Source organism: Actinoplanes xinjiangensis, assembly GCF_003148685.1.
Lineage (GTDB): Bacteria > Actinomycetota > Actinomycetes > Mycobacteriales > Micromonosporaceae > Actinoplanes > Actinoplanes xinjiangensis.
The window spans coordinates 144,252-161,353 of the sequence record NZ_QGGR01000010.1 but is presented as its reverse complement, the minus strand read 5'-3'; the positions used below and the strand labels follow the sequence as shown (position 1 = coordinate 161,353).

At 70.8% G+C, this 17,102-nt stretch carries 14 protein-coding genes; 5 read left to right on the top strand and 9 right to left on the bottom strand.

The features are described 5' to 3' along the window. Nucleotides 1-35: 35 nt before the first annotated feature. Nucleotides 36-776, bottom strand: coding sequence for a hypothetical protein (locus BC793_RS48940; protein ID WP_146246394.1), 741 nt, complete (start codon nucleotides 774-776; stop codon nucleotides 36-38). Between the two features lie 211 nt (nucleotides 777-987). Between BC793_RS48940 and BC793_RS23155 the strand changes: the two genes are divergently transcribed. After that, nucleotides 988-1,332 (top strand): PRC-barrel domain-containing protein, encoded by a 345-nt coding sequence (locus BC793_RS23155; RefSeq protein ID WP_109595552.1) that lies wholly within the window; start codon nucleotides 988-990, stop codon nucleotides 1,330-1,332. A 274-nt stretch (nucleotides 1,333-1,606) separates the two neighbouring features. Here BC793_RS23155 and BC793_RS23150 read toward each other — a convergent pair whose 3' ends face one another. From BC793_RS23150 to BC793_RS23140, 3 genes are all read right to left on the bottom strand, one after another. After that, the gene (locus BC793_RS23150) at nucleotides 1,607-2,596 is read right to left on the bottom strand and encodes a 3-oxoacyl-ACP synthase III family protein (protein ID WP_109595550.1); all 990 of its coding nucleotides are present in this window, start codon (nucleotides 2,594-2,596) and stop codon (nucleotides 1,607-1,609) included. Between the two features lie 152 nt (nucleotides 2,597-2,748). After that, nucleotides 2,749-3,675 carry an MHYT domain-containing protein gene (locus tag BC793_RS23145; RefSeq protein ID WP_109595548.1) on the bottom strand — a complete coding sequence of 309 codons (927 nt, stop codon included), beginning with the start codon at nucleotides 3,673-3,675 and terminating at the stop codon, nucleotides 2,749-2,751. 264 nt (nucleotides 3,676-3,939) lie between these two features. Further along, on the bottom strand, nucleotides 3,940-4,800 hold the full coding sequence (locus BC793_RS23140; RefSeq protein ID WP_109595546.1) for a response regulator: 861 nt from the start codon (nucleotides 4,798-4,800) through the stop codon (nucleotides 3,940-3,942). Nucleotides 4,801-4,897: 97 nt separating this feature from the next. Between BC793_RS23140 and BC793_RS23135 the strand changes: the two genes are divergently transcribed. Next, nucleotides 4,898-6,142: a D-arabinono-1,4-lactone oxidase gene (locus tag BC793_RS23135; RefSeq protein ID WP_109595544.1), complete on the top strand. Its 1,245-nt coding sequence runs from the start codon at nucleotides 4,898-4,900 to the stop codon at nucleotides 6,140-6,142. 12 nt (nucleotides 6,143-6,154) lie between these two features. Here the strand turns inward: BC793_RS23135 and BC793_RS23130 are convergent, their stop codons facing one another. Further along, the gene (locus BC793_RS23130) at nucleotides 6,155-6,577 is read right to left on the bottom strand and encodes a rhodanese-like domain-containing protein (RefSeq protein WP_109595542.1); all 423 of its coding nucleotides are present in this window, start codon (nucleotides 6,575-6,577) and stop codon (nucleotides 6,155-6,157) included. A 71-nt stretch (nucleotides 6,578-6,648) separates the two neighbouring features. On the opposite strand from BC793_RS23130, the gene ftrA reads away from it, so the two are divergent. After that, nucleotides 6,649-7,602, top strand: coding sequence for a transcriptional regulator FtrA (gene ftrA / locus BC793_RS23125; protein WP_109595540.1), 954 nt, complete (start codon nucleotides 6,649-6,651; stop codon nucleotides 7,600-7,602). Here ftrA and BC793_RS23120 read toward each other — a convergent pair. Then, entirely contained in the window at nucleotides 7,561-9,585 is a 2,025-nt protein-coding gene (locus tag BC793_RS23120; RefSeq protein ID WP_239170266.1) for a beta-galactosidase, read from the bottom strand. The genes ftrA and BC793_RS23120 overlap by 42 nt on opposite strands. Nucleotides 9,586-9,633: 48 nt before the next feature. Here BC793_RS23120 and BC793_RS23115 point away from each other — a divergent pair, with 48 nt between their 5' ends. Then, nucleotides 9,634-11,775 carry a glycosyl hydrolase family 95 catalytic domain-containing protein gene (locus tag BC793_RS23115; protein WP_109595538.1) on the top strand — a complete coding sequence of 714 codons (2,142 nt, stop codon included), beginning with the start codon at nucleotides 9,634-9,636 and terminating at the stop codon, nucleotides 11,773-11,775. Nucleotides 11,776-11,912: 137 nt separating this feature from the next. Here BC793_RS23115 and BC793_RS23110 read toward each other — a convergent pair whose 3' ends face one another. From BC793_RS23110 to BC793_RS23100, 3 genes are read right to left on the bottom strand one after another with little or no spacing between them, the layout of a single operon-like run. Further along, entirely contained in the window at nucleotides 11,913-12,848 is a 936-nt protein-coding gene (locus tag BC793_RS23110; protein ID WP_109595536.1) for a carbohydrate ABC transporter permease, read from the bottom strand. Continuing rightward, nucleotides 12,845-13,849, bottom strand: a complete 1,005-nt coding sequence (locus BC793_RS23105) for an ABC transporter permease (protein WP_109595534.1) — start codon at nucleotides 13,847-13,849, stop codon at nucleotides 12,845-12,847. The genes BC793_RS23110 and BC793_RS23105 overlap by 4 nt, the downstream gene beginning before the upstream one ends. After that, entirely contained in the window at nucleotides 13,846-15,519 is a 1,674-nt protein-coding gene (locus BC793_RS23100) for an extracellular solute-binding protein (RefSeq protein ID WP_109595532.1), read from the bottom strand. The genes BC793_RS23105 and BC793_RS23100 overlap by 4 nt, the downstream gene beginning before the upstream one ends. Before the next feature lie 209 nt (nucleotides 15,520-15,728). Here BC793_RS23100 and BC793_RS23095 point away from each other — a divergent pair, with 209 nt between their 5' ends. Further along, on the top strand, nucleotides 15,729-16,964 hold the full coding sequence (locus BC793_RS23095) for an ROK family protein (protein WP_239170267.1): 1,236 nt from the start codon (nucleotides 15,729-15,731) through the stop codon (nucleotides 16,962-16,964). Nucleotides 16,965-17,102 lie beyond the last annotated feature (138 nt).

Genomic DNA, 17,102 nt, shown 5'->3' with positions numbered 1-17,102 from the left:
GGGCGTCACTTCATTCGGCGTTCAGCCCATGGTCGTCAATTGCGCGGATCGTTCGAGTCGTCCCGCGGACCGCCGCCGTTCTGCTGGTCGGTCTGCGACTGGCCGCTCGGCTGCTGCTGGTCATCGGTCCGCGACTGACTGTCGGACGCGCCCTGGCCACCACCGGGGGTGTGCTGGCCAGGGCCGCCCTTCCCCGGGCCCTGGGGCCCGGCCGGACCCTTCGGACCCTGGCCCGGACCACCGTGTCCCGGAGCGCCGGGACCGCCGTGGTTCGGGTCGCCCGGCCGGCCGTGCCCGGGATCGCCCGGACCGCCCAGGCCCACCGGGCCGGTGTTGCGCAGCACGGGCAGCGAGAGCACCGCCGTGCGCGTCCTGGTGCGGGCGTTGAAGCCGCACTCGTCGTAGGAGATCGTCGCCCACAGCTTGGCGACCCCGGGCCGCTGCAGGTACGGGGTCACGCGGATCCTGGTGAAGTCGGTGCGCCCGGGCCGCAGCGTGTCGCCGCGGGAGAAGGATGCCGAGTTCCGGATGCCGAGGTAGTCGACACGGACCCGCTCGCCGCGGACGCGGACCTCGGCGTCGCAGATCGGCCGGTCGGTGCGCCACTGGATGGCCACCCAACTGCCGGTGTGGGCACGGACGGACTGGAGCCAGTGGGACACCGGCTGGGGACCACGGGGTGCCGCACCGGCCGGGGCGGTCGCGACTGTCGCCGCGGCACCGAGAGCCGCTGTCGTCAGGGCGATGACGGCCCCGATTCGCCGTGTCTTCTGCATCGAGATTCCTCCAGTGCCTGCGAGTCCGCCGGTCACCTTCGACCGGCCTGACAAAACGGACACTATGCGGAATTCAGGCGTGCGCCATTACTCGGAACGGCGTTTCGGGGCCAGAAGCATATTCCAGACAAAATGTTTAGATCACGTTATCCGAAAAGATGATGTTGGCCAGGCCGGTCGAATCATCCCGTGGACGGGGTAATGCGACGACATGACGCAGCACACCGCACCAGAGGATCTCGGCGCCCCGGTGTCGTACCTCGTCCTCAAGGACGGCACGGCCGTCTACGACCGCTCCGGTGACGAGGTCGGCACGGTCGACCACGTGCTCGCCGACGAGCCCGCGAACGTGTTCCACGGCCTGCTGATCAAGACCGGCGACGGCCATCGCTTCGCGGCCGGCGACCAGGTGGACGGCCTGTTCGAGCATGGCGTGATCGTCGCCGAACCAGCCGATCGCCTGGCCACACCGAGCGCCGACACCCCCGCCGAGTTGGCCGAGAACCGCGCCACCGGCCTCAAGCGCGCCTGGGAGTGGCTGATCCAGCCGAAGTAGAGCCCCGCCGCAAATCGGGCTGGTTCTCACCGCTGTCTCAGCAGGCGCGAGACAGCGGTGAGAACCAGCCCGAATCGAACGCGGCGCCCGCGCAGGCCCGAGACCCGCGAGGCGAGCCGGCCCAGATCGAACGCGGCGCTTGCGCGGGCGCGAGACCCGCGAGGCGAGCCGGCCCGAATCGAACGCGGCGCTTGCGCGGGCCCGAGACCCGCGAGGCGAGCCGGCCCGGATCGATCGCGGCGCCCGCGCAGGCGCGAGAGGAGCCGGGCGTAGGTCAGCCTCGGCCCCAGCGGAGCAGGCAGGCGCCCAGCGACATGCCGCCACCGAACCCGGCCAGCAGCACCAGTTCGCCGTCACGCAGCGAACCGTTGTGATTGGCGTCGTCCAGGGTGACCGGGAGCGAGGCGCTGCCCACGTTGCCGTACCAGGGCAGGGTGAGGTGGGTGTGCGCGTTCCGGAGGCCGGCCGCGTCCACCAGCTCCTGGAGCATGATGCCGTTGGCCTGGTGCGGGACGAAGTGGTCGACGTCCTCGGCCTTGAACTCGTTGCGCCGCAGCAGGGCGTCCAGCGCCGGCGGCACCCCGGTGGCCACGAAGTCGCGGACACCGCGGCCGTTCATCCGGAAGTAGTGGTCCCCGTCGGCGACGGTCTGCGCCGACGCCGGGAGCCGGCTGCCGCCCGCCTTCACGTGGATCAGGTCGTTCGCGTCGCCGTGGGACGCCAGTTCGAGGTCGATGATGCCGTAGCCGTCGGGCACCCGGCCGACGACCGCCGCGCCCGCCCCGTCGCCGAAGAGCACCGCGGTGCGCCGGTCGCCGAAGTCGAGGATCCGTGAGTACACGTCCGACGCGATCACCAGCACGAGGGCGTCGGGTTGCGCCTGGAGCAGGCCGTTGGCCACGCTGAGGGCGAAGACGAACCCGGCACAGACCGCGTTGACGTCGAAGCAGGCGGCGCCGGTGGCGCCGATCGTGTGCTGCACCAGGTTCGAGGTCGGCGGCTGTGGGGAGTCGCCGGTCGAGGTGGACACGATGATGTAGTCGATCTCGGCCGCCGTCACGCCGGCCCGCCGCAGCGCCGCCCGGGCCGCGTGGGCCGCCAGGTCCGAGGCCGCCTCGTCGGGGGCGGCGAACCGGCGGGCCTCGATGAGGGTCTTCCGGGACACCCATTCGGGGTCCGCGTCCGGCACCAGAGCGAGCAGGTCCACGTTGGTCACGACCCGCTCCGGCAGGTACGACCCGGTACCGAGAATGCCTACCGACACGTCTGTTCTCCCAGCTCTCCGCACGTTTCACGTTTCTCGCAACCGCCCTGCAAAGGTAGTTCTGCAGGGCGGTGACGTGCGGATCGATCAGCTGGCGGTTCGGGTGGTTAAGAACGGACAGTCGACAGGCCGCCATCGGCCCGGTGTGGTGTCTACTGGCGACCGCGGTCGCGGTACGTCCACGACCCGTCACCGAGCGTGGTGCGTCCGGCGCGGCCCTGCGGCTGCTGCTGTTGCGGCTGCTGACCGGCGGGCTGACCACCGAACGGCGCGGGTGCCGGTGCCGGGGTCGCGCCCTGGGAGTGCCGGTGGTCGATGCGGGCCTTGAGGTACTCGGCCGCGGCGCGGTCCTCCTCGGTGGGCGCGGAGACCAGGGCGTAGCCCATGCCGATGATCGCGAAGACCACCGCGGCGCCGACCGGTACGAGCAGGCCGGCCGCGGTGGCGCCCTCGACCGAGCCGAACTGGCTCTCCGGGACGACCGACATGGCCATCATGCCGGTGAAGTGCATGCCGTTGACGGCGATGCCCATGACCAGCGCGGACACGAAGATCGCGATCGGCTTGGTGACGACGAGCGTCAGCCAGAGCGCGACGGTCGCGGCGACCACGGCGATCGCGATCGAGGCGATCACCTCGCGGCCCGCGTAGTGGATCTGGCCGCGCAACTCCATCGCCGCCATGCCGGTGTAGTGCATCGCCGCGACACCGAGGCCGGCCAGGACGCCGCCGATCAGGATCCGGACCTTCGAGCCGGTGTTCCCGAGCAGGGCGATGGCCAGGCCGAGGCCGACCGACGCCAGCGCGATGATCGCGCTCGCCACGGTCAGTCCGATGTCGTAACGGATCGGGGTGCCGTCGACGTCGAAGCCCATCATGGCGACGAAGTGCATGCTCCAGATGCCGGTCGCACCGATCGCGACCGCGGCCAGGGTGAGCCACCAGAAACGCTCGCCGCCGGTCTTCGCCGACCGGAGCCGGACAGCGCTGGTGAGTCCGAGTAGTGACCCGAGCACGGAGAGGATGTAGCTGACCGTGGGGGTCAGAGCCCCGTACTCGAAGTGATGGATCTGCGCCATTCCGCGCCGTTCCTCTCGTTCGCGATTCCGCCGAGGCTGCATACTGCCCGCACCAACGCCGTGGGCGTGACTGATTGTGACGCAGGTTTCGTCAAGAGAGAACGTGCACAGCATCTCGATTTGGATCACGGGAAACGGGAGCGCGACCAATAGTTGCACCTAAAGCGACATACGCGTGCAGAACGTGACACAGCGATCACTCAGGAATTATGTCGCCGAAAATAACCTTCGGTAACACCGGAGAAAACCTCACCAGGGTACGGATCACCCGGCGCGCGCCAGCATCATCAGCGCCTTCGCCCGCTGCGAGTGCAGGATCTGCACGGTGTCCTCGGTGCAGGTGCCCGGCTCCTCGTCCATCACGCAGAGCGTGCCGACCACGTGCCCCTCGGCGGAGTTCAGCGGCACGCTGGCGTAGGAGCGCACCCCGCTGACCGAGAAGAGCGGCGAGGTGGCGTACTCCTCGTCGGCGGCGCTGTCGCTGATCAGGACCGGCACGTCCTCGGCCACCACGATGGTGTCCGGCGACCACTCGACCGGTACGCCGCCGGCCTCCCGCACCCAGCGGGGCATGCCGTGTGAACCGGCGACCACCACGCTGTCGTTGAGCACCAGCGTGATCGCCGCCGCGGGCACCCCGGTCAACGTGGTGAGCTTCTCGGCGAAGGCGTCCAGGATGTCGGCGTGGGCCGGCCGGGTCAGGTAGTCGGAGACCGCGAGCAGCCGTTCCACGTCGACCAGTTGGTGAGCGGCGTCGTGCTGGGGGTGCTCGCCCCGGGCGGCCAGCAACTCGTTGGCGGCCTCGACGACGTGCTTCGGGCGTACCGGCTTGGAGATCGTCACATCGCACAGCCCGCGGGCGGCGGCCGGCGCGGCGGCGGACAGCATGATCAACGGGATCGAGGCGGTGGTCGCGTCGCCCCGGAGACGGCCGGCCACGTCCAGCCCGCTCATCCCGGGCATGTGATGGTCCAGGATGATCAGGTCCGGGCCGGCCTCGCTGATCATGTCGAGCGCGACCGGGCCGGTCGGTGCGGTGCGGACGCTGTGGCCCGCGTTGCTCAGCACCGTCGCGAGCAGCTGAGCGATGTCGGTGTCGTCCTCGGCGACCACGATCGACGCCATTCCGTATTCCCCCAACGCTCGTTCCGCGAGTCGCCCGACGATAACCCGGATGCTCTGCGCCGTGGCCGTGAACAGGCGATACACGTAGGGTGTAGCAATGCCGGAGCGTCTGACCAACTGGGCGGGAAACATCGAGTTCGGTGCACGGCGGCTGCACCGTCCGCGCACCCTCGACGAGCTGCGTGAGGTGGTCACCGGCACGAGCCGCCTGCGGGTCCTCGGCAGCGGTCACTCGTTCAACCGGCTCGCCGACACCGACGGCGATCTGATCTCGCTGGCCGACCTGCCGCGTGCCGTCGAGATCGCGGCCGACCGTGCCACGGTCCGGATCGACGGCGGCATCCGGTACGGGGAGCTGGCCGCCCGGCTCGCCGCCGAGGGCCTGGCCGTGCACAACATGGCCTCGCTGCCGCACATCTCGGTGGCCGGGGCGGTCGCCACCGCCACCCACGGCTCGGGCGTGCGCAACGGCAACCTGGCCACCGCGGTCTCCGGTCTGGAGATCCTGCGCGCCGACGGTGAGGTCACGGTCCTGGACCGGTCCGGCCCCGACCTCGCCGGAGCGGTCGTCGGTCTCGGCGCGCTCGGCGTCGTCACCGCCCTCACGCTGGACGTCGTGCCCGCCTTCGAGCTGCGGCAGTACGTCTACGAGGACCTGCCCGAGGCCTCCCTGCACGAGCACCTCGACGAGATCCTGTCGGCCGGCTACAGCGTCAGTCTCTTCACCCGCTGGTCCGGCCCCGGTATCGATCAGGTGTGGCTCAAACGGGCCGAGCCGATGACGGGCGACTTCTTCGGCGCCCGCCCGGCGGACGGCCCGCGGCACCCGGTGCCCGGCATGCCGACGGTCAACTGCACCGAGCAGGGCGGGACACCGGGACCGTGGCATACCCGGCTGCCGCATTTCCGGATGGAGTTCACCCCGAGCAGCGGTGAGGAGCTCCAGTCCGAGTGGCATCTGCCCCGTTCGGCGGCACTCGCCGCGATCGGGGCGGTCTCGGGTCTCCGCGACCGGGTCGCCGCGGTCCTGCAGGTCTGCGAAGTCCGGACGATCGCCGCCGACGACCTGTGGCTGAGCCCCCACTACGAGCAGGACAGCCTGGCCCTGCACTTCACCTGGATCGCCGACACCGAGGCCGTGCTGCCGGTGGTCGCCGACCTGGAGAAGGCGCTGGCGCCGCTGGGCGCCCGCCCGCACTGGGGCAAGGTCTTCACCACCGCCCCGTCCGACCTGCGGGCCGCCTATCCCCGGTTCGCCGACTTCGCCGCTCTGACCGCCCGGTTCGATCCCGCGGGCGTCTTCCGCAATCCGTGGCTGGACGCCCTGCTCGGCCGGGTGTGACGCCCCACCGGGTCAGCAGCCGCAGGCGGCACCGGCCGGCGCGGTCAGGTCGTCGGCCGGGCGGGACCATTCGCCCGTCCGGTCCTGGACGGCGAAACCTTCGCGCACCCAGTACTCGTACCCGCCGATCATCTCCTTGACCTGGTATCCGAGCTTCGCGAACTCCAGGGCGGCCCGGGTCGCCCCGTTGCAGCCGGGACCCCAGCAGTAGGTGACCACCGCACTGCCGGACGGCACGGTGGTGGCGGCACGGGCGGCGATCTCGCGGGTCGGCAGGTGGATCGCGCCGGGCAGGTGGCCCTGGTTCCAGGCCTCGGTGCTGCGGGAGTCGACGACGACGAGGCCCGGGGTGGCGGCTTCCAGGTCGTGGTGGACGTCGCTGACGTCGGTCTCGAAGCGGAGCCGGTTGCTGAAGTGTTCGATCGCGCTGGTCATGTCGTCGATCGTGCCGTCCGGCCGGACCGCGTCCCAGTGGCGGTGGCGACACCGGTCGCTAAGATCCCGCCATGCACACCGTGGCCGTTCTCGCCTATCAGGGGATGTCCGTCTTCGAGACCGGCATCGTCACCGAGGTGTTCGGGCTGCCCCGCCCCGAGTTCGACTTCCCCTGGTACGGATTGACCATCTGCGCCGAGACACCAGGGCCGGTCCGTCTGGTCGGCGGCGCCACGCTGCACACCGAGCACGGCCTGGACGCCTTCGCGGCCGCGGACACGTTGATCGTCCCGGGGGTGCCGGACGTGCGGGCCGACCCGTCACCCGGGCTGGTCGCCGCCCTGCGACAGGCCCACCGGCGGGGCGCGCGGGTCATGTCGATCTGCTCCGGAGCGTTCGCGCTGGCCGGTGCCGGTCTGCTGGACGGCCGCCGGGCGACCACCCACTGGCGGTATGCGGAGTCCCTGCGCCGCCGCCACCCGGACGTCCTGGTCGACGCCGACGTGCTCTACATCGATCTCGGCGACGTGCTGACCAGCGCGGGCAGCGCGGCGGGCCTGGATCTGTGCCTGCACGTCATCCGCCGCGACCACGGCCCGAAGGCGGCGAACATGGTGGCCCGCCGCCTCGTCGTGCAGCCGCACCGGGACGGCGGGCAGGCGCAGTTCATCGAGGCCCCGATGCCGGACGATCCGGCCGACGACCGGTTGGCGCGCAGCATGGAGTGGGCGCTCGGCAACCTGGCCACACCGATCTCAGTCGAGGTGCTGGCCCGGCGGGCGCACATGTCGGAGCGCACCTACCTGCGGCATTTCGCCCGCGCCACCGGGACGACCCCGATCCGCTGGCTGATCGGCCAGCGGGTGCACGCCAGCCTGGCGCTGCTGGAGACGACCGGGACACCGATCGAGGAGGTGGCGGCCGCGGTCGGGTTCGAGAGCCCGGTCACCTTCCGGCACCATTTCGCGCAGGCGATGCGCACCTCACCCTCGGCCTACCGGCGGGCCTTCCACACCGTCGGCTGACCGGATCCGCACCCCGCCGGGCGGCAGCGTGACCCTGTCCACGGTGGCCGGCTGGTCGCCGTGGTTGAAGAGGAACAGCAGGTCACCGCGCCGGACCGCCTCCACTTCAGACGGCAGGCCGGGCAGCACCGGCTCGGCCCCGGCCTCCGCCGCCACCTGTCGCAGCAGCGCCTGGAGGGAGTCGTCGGTGAGGCCGGCCGAGACGTACCAGGCGGAGCCGGCGCCGTACCGGTTGCGGGTGATGGCGGGGGCCCCGGCCATCGGACCGTCGGCGTAGCGGCTGATCGTCGCGGCGCCCGCGGTCTCGACCCGTTCGATCCAGCGTTCAGCGGTGAGACCGGCGGAGGCGACGGAACCCGAAAAGGCGACGGAACCGGAAGAGGCAGCGAGCCCGGCGGAGGCGGTGGCACCGGCGAGGCCGTCTTCCAGGGTGATCACGGTGCCGGGTGCCTGCGGGTGCCATTCGACCACCCGTACCCCCAGGATCTCGCGGAACGCGCCGGGGTATCCGCCGAGCCGGATCCGGGTGTCGGGTTCCGCGATCCCGCTCAGGTAGGTGACCACCAGGGTGCCGCCGGCGGCGACGTAGTCGCGGAAGGCGGCGGCCGCCTCGTCGGAGACCAGGTAGAGCTGCGGCACGACGATCATCCGGTAGTCACCGAGGGCGGTGGAGACGCCCGGGAAGACGAAGTCGGCCTGAAGCTTGGCGCGGTACAACGCGCGGTGCGCCTGCCGCACCGCGGCCAGGTAGTCGATGTCGGCGGCCGGCAGACCGGGTCCCTGTAGGGCCCACCAGGAAGGCGCGTCCCAGGTCACCGCGACACTCGCGGCCGGCGGTGGGGCGTCGGCCGCCTTCGGCGAGAGAGTGCGGAGGGTACGCCCCAGCGCGACCGCCTCGCGGAAGACGGGCGTGTCCGGTCCCGCGTGCGGCACGAGCGCCGAGTGGAAGAGTTCGGCCCCACCGCGCGGCTGCCGCCACTGGAAGTACATCGCCCCGCTGGAGCCGCGGGCCACGTACCCGAGGCTGTGCCGGGTCAGACGGCCCGGTTCCTTGGCGTGCATCCGCCCGCGGGTGTAGATCAGGTTGGGCCCGGTCTCCATGAGCAGCCAGGATCCGCCGCCCCAGCCGCGGGCCAGGTCGGCGGCGAAGGCGGTCTGTTCCTCGGCACCGGGGCCGGCGTCGTCGGGGTAGTGGTCGACGGCGACGACGTCGACCTCCTCGGCCCAGCGCGCGTGGTCGACGCTGACCCAGCCGCCCTGCACGAAGTTGGTGGTGACCGGCACCGCCGGGTTGGCGGCGCGCAGCAGGTCACGCTGCTCGATGAAACCGTCGAGCAGTTCGTCGGAGAGGAACCGGCGGAAGTCGAGCACGTGCGCCGGGTTCGGCATGTACTGGGTGGCACGCGGTGGGGCGATCTGCGCCCAGTCGGAGTAGCGCTGACTCCAGAACGACGTGGTCCACGCCTCGTTGAGGGTGCCCAGGTCGCCGTGCCTCTTCTGCAGCCACAGCCGGAACGCGGCGGCGGTGACGTCGCAGCGGCAGTCGGTGCCGTACTCGTTGTGCACGTGCCACATGGCCAGGGCCGGGTGGTGGGCGTAGCGTTCGGCGAGCCGGCCGGCGACGGCGCGGGCGGCGGCCCGATAGGCGGGCGACGACACGCAGTAGGTGTCGCGGCTGCCGTGGCTGAGCCGGATCCCGTCGGCGGTGACCGGCAGCGCCTCCGGGTGGGCGAGGGTGAACCAGGGCGGCGGCGACGCGGTCGGGGTGGCCAGTGCGACCTTGATGCCGCCCTCGTGGAGCAGGTCGAGCACCCGGTCGAGCCAGTCGAACTCGTAGCGACCCGGCTCCGGCTCCAGGTCGGACCAGGCGAAGACGCCGACCGTGGCGATGTTCACCCCGGCCTGCCGCATCAGCGCGACGTCCTCCGTCCAGACCTCCTCCGGCCACTGCTCCGGGTTGTAGTCGCCGCCGAAGAGAAGCAATCAGACCACCTCTTGCTATTAGTTTGAACTCTAAACAAAATATGAGCCGTGCAGAGCAACGTCAATCCGTCGTTTCATGACGCCGAGGCCACCGAGGACTGGGAGCGCGCGCTGATCAGCGGCAACGGCCGGCAGGGCGCGCTCTGCTACGGTTCGCCCGCCCGGCTGCGGTTCACCCTCGCCCACGAGGACTTGTTCCAGCCGGTCACCGAGCCGCTTCCGGCACCGCTGACCGCCCCGGCGCTGCCGCGGCTGCGCGAGCTGCTCGACGCCGACCGGTTCCGCGACGCGGCTCGCGCGGTGTGCGACCTCGCCGTTGCCGAGCATCCGGGGTACGAGCAGACGCGCTGGATCGATCCGCTGATCGGCGCCGGAACATTGACTTTCACGCCGGCGAACCCGGGCGACGGCTACCTGCGCGGCACCGACTTCAGCACCGGCGTGGTGCGGCAGGAGTGGACCGGGGTGACCGTCGACGCCTTCGTGTCCCGCCCCGCGGACGTGCTGGTCATCCGGGTCACCGGCACGGACGGCACGGTCGGCGTCGAGCCGATCGACGGCGAACCGGAACGGCCGATCGACTACACCGTCGACCGGTTCGGCGACGATCTGGTGCTCACCGGACGGTTCGCGCTGCCGCTCTGGGCGGGAGCGCTGGAGGGCTGGACCGTGGCGGTGCGCGTACGGCGTACCGATGAAGGGATCCTGATCGTCGCCCGGACCGCGACCGGAACGCGGGAGCCGGCCGACGCCCTCGCCGCGCTGCCGTCGGGCAGCTTCGACGACCTGCTGAAAGAACACGCCGCGCAGCACGGTGATCTATTCGGCCGGGTCCGGCTCGACCTCGGCGGGCATCGTGCGCAGCAGCTTTTTGACGCCGGCCGGTACGCGATCATGTGCAGCACCGGCCGGCGCCCCCCGACCCTACAGGGGGTATGGAGCGGCACCTATTCGCCGCCGTGGCGCAGCGGCTGGACCATCGACGGCAACCTCCAGGCCGCGCTGCTCGCCGTGCACCCGACCGGCACGCCGGAGCTGATGCCACCACTGTTCGACCTGCTCGACGACCAGCTCGACGACTTCCGGGAGAACGCGCGCCGGCTCTACGGCGTGCCCGGCCTGTTCGCGCCGGCGCATCTCGGCACGCACGGCCGGCAGAACCATTTCGGGCCGATCTGGTGCCTGACGTTCTGGACCACCGGAGCCGCCTGGCTGGCCCGCCTCTACCTGGAGCACTGGCAGCACACCGGTGACCTGGACTTCCTGCGGGAACGGGCGCTGCCGTTCCTGCGCGAGGCCGCCGAGTTCCACCTGTCGTTCGTGTCGATCACCGACGGGCGCGCACGGTTCAGCCCGTCCTATTCCCCCGAGAACGACCCCGGCCGGTCCGGTGATCAGGCGACCGTCGACGCCACCCTCGACGTCCAGGCGGTCGGCGCGCTGCTGCGCGGCCTCCTGACGATCACCGAGGTGCTCGGCCTGTCCGGCCCCGACGTGCTGCGCTGGCGTTCGCTGCTGGCCGCGCTGCCGCCGATGCGCGTCAACGATGCCGGCGAACTGGCCGAATGGGTCGACCCGCGGTTCCCGGACAACCACGAGCACCGGCACTGCAGCCATCTCTACCCGCTGTACTACGGCGGCGATCCGGCGTTCGACGAGGATCCGGTGCTGCGCGCCGCGGCGGTGCGGGCGGTGCGGGCCCGGTTGCGGTGGTGGCTGAGCGAGGCCTCCGACGAGATGGGGTACGGCCTGGCGCTCCTCGGTGTGGCCGCGGCCCATCTCGGGCTGGCCGAGGAGGCGTACGCCGCACTGACCCGGATCTCCGAGGCGTACTGGCGGCCCAACCTGGTGCCCACCCACAACCGCGACCACATGTTCAACGTGGACCTGGCCGGCGGTCTCCCCGCCCTGGTCGTGGCGATGCTGCTGCGCAGCCGCGACATCGGCGCCGACGGCACGGCCCAGATCGACCTGCTGCCCGCGCTGCCGCCCGCCTGGCCCACCGGCAGCGTCCACGGCCTGATCGCCCGCGGCCCGGTGACCGTCGACCTGACCTGGTCCCCCGACTCCGTCGAGGCGGTCCTGACGTCCACCACCGACCGCACCGTCCACCTGGGACTCCCCGACGGACGCACCGCCCCGATCACCCTCCGGGCGAACCACCCCCACCACCTGACCACCCCCCGCTGACCGGCCCGGCCCTCCGGGCCGGCCGGCTTCGCCGGATCGCCCGCTCCCGGTCGGTCCCGGCGCAAGGTCAAGTCAGGCTGGTCCTCACCGCTGTCTCAAGACGCTTGAGACAGCGGTGGGAGCCAGCCTGTATTGATCTAGCCCTTCACCGCTCCGATGATGACGCCCTTGGTGAAGTGACGCTGGACGAACGGATAGATGATCAGCGCGGGCACGATCGTCACGACCACGACGGCCATCTTGATCGCCAGGCTGGGCGGGACCGACGAGCCGAGACCCGGGATCGCGACCGCCGCACCCGACGTCGACGGGGACTGACCGGCCAGGATGAACTGCTGGAGCACCCGCTGGACCGGCTGGAGGTCGTTCCGGTCGATGTAGAGGATGGCGTTGAAGAACGCGTTCCAGTAGCCGACCGCGTAGAACAGCCCGACCACCGCGGTCACCGCCTTGGAGAGCGGCAGCACGATCCGGGTCAGGATGCGCAGTTCGCCGGCGCCGTCCATCCGGGCGCTGTCGTACAACTCCCCCGGGATGCTCATGAAGAACGCCCGCAGCACCACCAGGTTGAACGCGCTGATCGCGGTCGGCAGGATCAGCGACAGCAGGTTGTCCTTCAATCCCAGGCCGGTGACCACCAGATAGCTCGGGATCATGCCGGGGTAGATCAGGAACGTCAGCAGGAAGTAGAACAGGATCGGCTTGTGCCCGAGGGTGCCGGGCCGGGACAGGCCGTACGCGGCGAGCACCGTGACGACCAGACTGAGGGCCGTGCCGGCGACCGTCACGATCGTGCTCACCAGGATCGCGTCGGTGATCTGCCCACCCGAGAAGATCACCACGTACGCGGACGGGTTGAATTCCCGGGGGATGAAGACGTACCCACCGGCGCTGTTGATCGTCTTCTCGGACGACAGGCTGGTGACCACGACCACCCAGAGCGGCACCAGCACGACCGCCACCACGACGGTGAGGATCGTGCCCTTGCCGAACTGGCCGAGCAGCGACGGCTGCTCCTCCCACACCGGCCGCAGCGTGTTGCGCCGGGGCCGGACTGTCGTGTCTGCGCTCATGACTTCGAATAGATCCCTTGTTCGCCGAAGCGGTGCGCCATCTTGTTGGCCCCCACGATCAGGAGGATCCCGACCACCGCCTTGAACAGGCCGGCGGCCGCGCCGACACCCCACTGCTGGACCGCGATGCCCTGGTAGTAGACGTAGGTGTCGACCACCTCGGCCGCCTCCCGGCCGACCATCTCCCGTTGCAGCACGAACTGCTCGAAGCCGACGTTGAGCGCGTCACCCAGCCGCAGGATCAGCAGCAACACGATCACCGACCGCAGGCCGGGCAGGGTGATGTGCCACATCCGCCGCCACCGGCCGGCCCCGTCCGCGGCGGACGCCTCGTACAGCGCGGGATCGATGGCCGCGAGCGCCGCCAGGAAGACGATCATGCCCCAGCCGGCGTCCTTCCAGACCGCCTGCGAGGTGATCAGGAACATGAAGGTGTCCGGGTTGGTCATGATCTCCGGCGGTGTGTAGCCGGCCTGCCGCAACGTCTGCGCGAGTAGCCCCGCCCCGCCGAGCATCATCTGGAACAGCGACACCACCAGCACCCAGCTGAAGAAGTGCGGCAGGTAGACGACGCTCTGCACCAGCGCCCGGATCTTCGGCGACAGGATGCTGTTCAGCAGGACGGCCAGCGCGATCGGGATCGGGAAGTAGAACAGCAGCTGGAACGCCGTGATCGACAGCGTGGTGATCACCGAGTCCCAGAACGCCTGGGTCTTGAACAGGTACTCGAAGTTGCCGAACCCGATCCACTCGCTGTAGAGGAACGCCTCCAGCGGATCGTCGCCGACGAACGGGTTGTAGTCCTGGAAGGCGATGACGTTGCCGAGCGCCGGCACGTAGTGGAACACCAGCAGCAGCACCATCGCCGGGACGCACATGAGCAGCAGCGGCCAGTCCCGCCGCAGCCGCTGCCCGAAGGACAGCTGCTGCCGCGGGACCGCCTTGGCCTTCTTCTTCGCCGTCACCGCGGTGCGCGGCTCGGCGACGGGTGGCGCGCTCATCGCCCGTTGTCAGCCAGGACCTTGGCGTAGAAGTCACGGCCCGCGTCGCCACCGGCGGCCCGCCATTCCGAGACGACCTTGTCGAAGTCGCTGATCGGCGTACGGCCCCGCAGGATGTCGGTGATCTTGTCCTCGGTGGGCTGCGCGATGGCCGCCATCTGGGTCGGCGTCTCCACCTTGATGCCGTCCCACGGGTTCGTCTCGAGGTACTTCGAGGCGTCGTTACCCCAGTTCACGAAGTCCGCGGCGTACGTCGGGATGTCCGGGCCGCCGACGACGACCGGCGGCCGCCCGCCGAGGAAGACGAACTGGTTGGCGAACTCCTTGACCCACAGATCGTTGGTGACCGGCGAGCCACTCGCGTCCCGCTTGAAGTGCGTGCCCTCGACCCCGTAGTTCTGCAGCTCCCACTCCTTGGTGCCGAACGGCGCCGCGGTGTAGTTCAGGACACGCAGCAGTTCCTGGGTACGCTCCTGGCCGAGCCCCTTCTTGACGAACGTCCAGAGGATCGACGGGCGGGTCCGCCAGCGCACCGGGTTCTGTCCCTTGTCCGCGCCGAACACCTTCACGGCCTGCATGTTGAACTTCGGGTTGACCTGCACGGCCGGACGCCACGTCTCCTTCCAGGAACCGCCGCCGGTCGCGTACATGAAGATCTTGCCGCCCTTGAACAGGGTGGTGACGTCACCGCCCTTGCTGGCCGCGATCTCCGGGTGGATGAGCTTCTCGGCGTAGAGCCGGGCCATGAACTCGACGGCCCGCTTGTACTCGGGCAGCTCCATGCGGTTCACGACCTTGCCGTCGGCGGCCTTCAGCCAGCCGTTCTCCGAGCCGCCGGCACCGCAGATCTGCTGCACCTCCCACCAGACGTCGCCGAAGGCCCACTCGCCCTTGTCGGCGTTGGTCATCTTCTTGCCGAACTCGTAGAGCTCGTCCAGGGTGGTCGGCGCGGCGACACCCCGCTCGTCGATGACGTCCTTGCGGACGAACAGCACCGACGGGTACGGCGCGTCGGTGGGGAACGGGACGCCCATCAGCTTGCCGCCCCACACCGAGTCCTGCCAGGCCGCGGTGTCCAGGCCGGCGAGCAGCGGGTACGCGTTGACCTTGTCCCCGGCCAGGTGGGGGGTCAGGTCCTCGAAGAGGGCGTGCACACCCTCGGAGAACCGGGCCAGCTTGTTGACCTCCCAGCCCGGGATGCACGTCAGGTCCGGCACGTCCCGGGCGCCGAGCATGGTGTTGAGCTTGTCGCCGTAGGTGTTGCCGTCCTGGATGCTGAAGTTGACGGCACCGCCGAGATCGGCGTTGACCGCCTCGTTCAGCTTGTTCCCGGCCGGCGGCGCCGGACCCCACCACGGGGTGGTCGCGGTGATCGGCTTGCCGCTGGTGATCGGCTTCTCGGAGACGGCGTCGACGAGCGACGTGGGGTACTTGACGTAACCGTCCGCCATCGGGCGGATGCCCTTGACGTCCGGCTGGATCAGGGTGGAGTCCTTGAACTGGGGAACCAGCCCGGCCGCCTGCTGGGCGTTGGTCGCCGTGCCCTTGGCGCTCGGGTCCTTGCTACAGCCCGCGAGCGCTCCGCCGCCCGCCAGGGATGCGGCGCCGAGGCCGACCAGCCCGAGGAAGTTCCGCCTGTTCGTCGACGCGCCCGGAAGCGTATTCGCCACGGCGCACCACCCTTCCGTTATGGGTTTAGTTTGGTTAGCGTCTAAACTAAGTACATCGAAGACAAGCTAACTGACGTGGTGCCGAGCCGACAAGCATCGAATGGGAGCGCACCCACCGTCAGGCGCCGATCAGGGGAGACGACGAACCGCGGTGATGCGGCAAGATGACCAGGCGGACAGCACGCGACGCGCCGAGAGCGGGGCTTGATGTGAAGACCACCCGGGCCGACCCACAACCGGCCGACTTCACCGACGTGCGCGCCACCAACCTGGCCGTGGTGCTGCGGCACCTGCGCGCCAACGGGCCCAGCTCACGCGCCTCCATCGCCGCGTCGACCGGGCTCAACAAGGCCACCGTCTCCAGCCTGACCGGCGCCCTGATCGAGCAGCGCCTGCTGCGCGAGACCGGCCTGAGCGGCAACCGGATCGGCCGGCCCGGCACCGCGCTGGCGCTGGACGGTTCGGCGTACGCCGCGATCGGCCTCCAGGTCGCCGCCGACCACCTCACCGCGCTCGCCGTCGACTTCGCCGGCGACCAGCTCCTGCTCTGGCACCGGCAATTCGACGGCGGCCCCGGCAGCGGCACTCCCGACGGCCCGGCCATCGGTTCCGCCATCGGTCCCGGGCGGGCGATCAGTGCGGTGGCCGCGCTGGCTCAGCGGGCCGCGACCCGGGTGCGCCGGCAGGGCCGCCAGGTCCTCGGCCTCACCGTGGCGGTGCCCGGCCTGGTCACCGACGGCGGCACGGTCCGGCTGTCGCCGTCACTCGGCTGGTCCGACGTGGACCTGCGCGGCCTGCTCTCCGGCTCGCTGCGCCAGCCCGACCTGGACGTCACCGTCGCCAACCATGCGGGCCTCGCCGCGGTCGCCGAGCTGCGGCACGGCGGTCATCCGGCACACGATCTGACGTACGTCAGCGGCGCCGCCGGGATCGAGGCCGGCATCGTCGTCGGCGGCCGTCTCTTGCGCGGCTCCCGTGGATTCACCGGCCAGATCGGACGGTTCGGCCTCGGCCCGGCCGGCTCACCGACCCTCGCCGACCTGGCCGGGATCGAACAACTGGTCCGGCAGGCCCTGCCCGGTTTCGACCCGGCGGCCCTGGCCGACCTGGCACCCGCCGTCGACCAGGTCGCCGCCCTGGCCCGCTCCGGCGACACCGGCGTGCTGACCGCGCTGCGGGACACCGGGTGCCACCTCGGTCAGGGTCTCGCCCTCCTGGCGAACCTGGTCAACCCCGAGGTGATCGTGCTCGGCGACCACTACGCCGCGCTGGCCGAGTGGATCCTGCCGGCCGCCGAGGCGGAACTGGCCCGCAACACCCTGGCCCCGGCCGCCGGCGGTGCCCGCCTGACCGCCTCCACACTGGGCCTGCACGCCGCCGCCCTGGGCGGAGCGGTCTCCCACCTGGACCGCATCGACACCGGGGCCCTGCCCGCCGCCCCCTGACGACCGCCGCTCCGCCCTCCCGGCGACGCCCGCCCCGCCCCCTCTGAGCACCGCCTCTCCGTCCTCCCGGCGACGCTGGCCCCGCCTCCCTCTGACCACCGTCGGTCTCTCCTCGCCGGAATGCCCGTCCCACCCCCT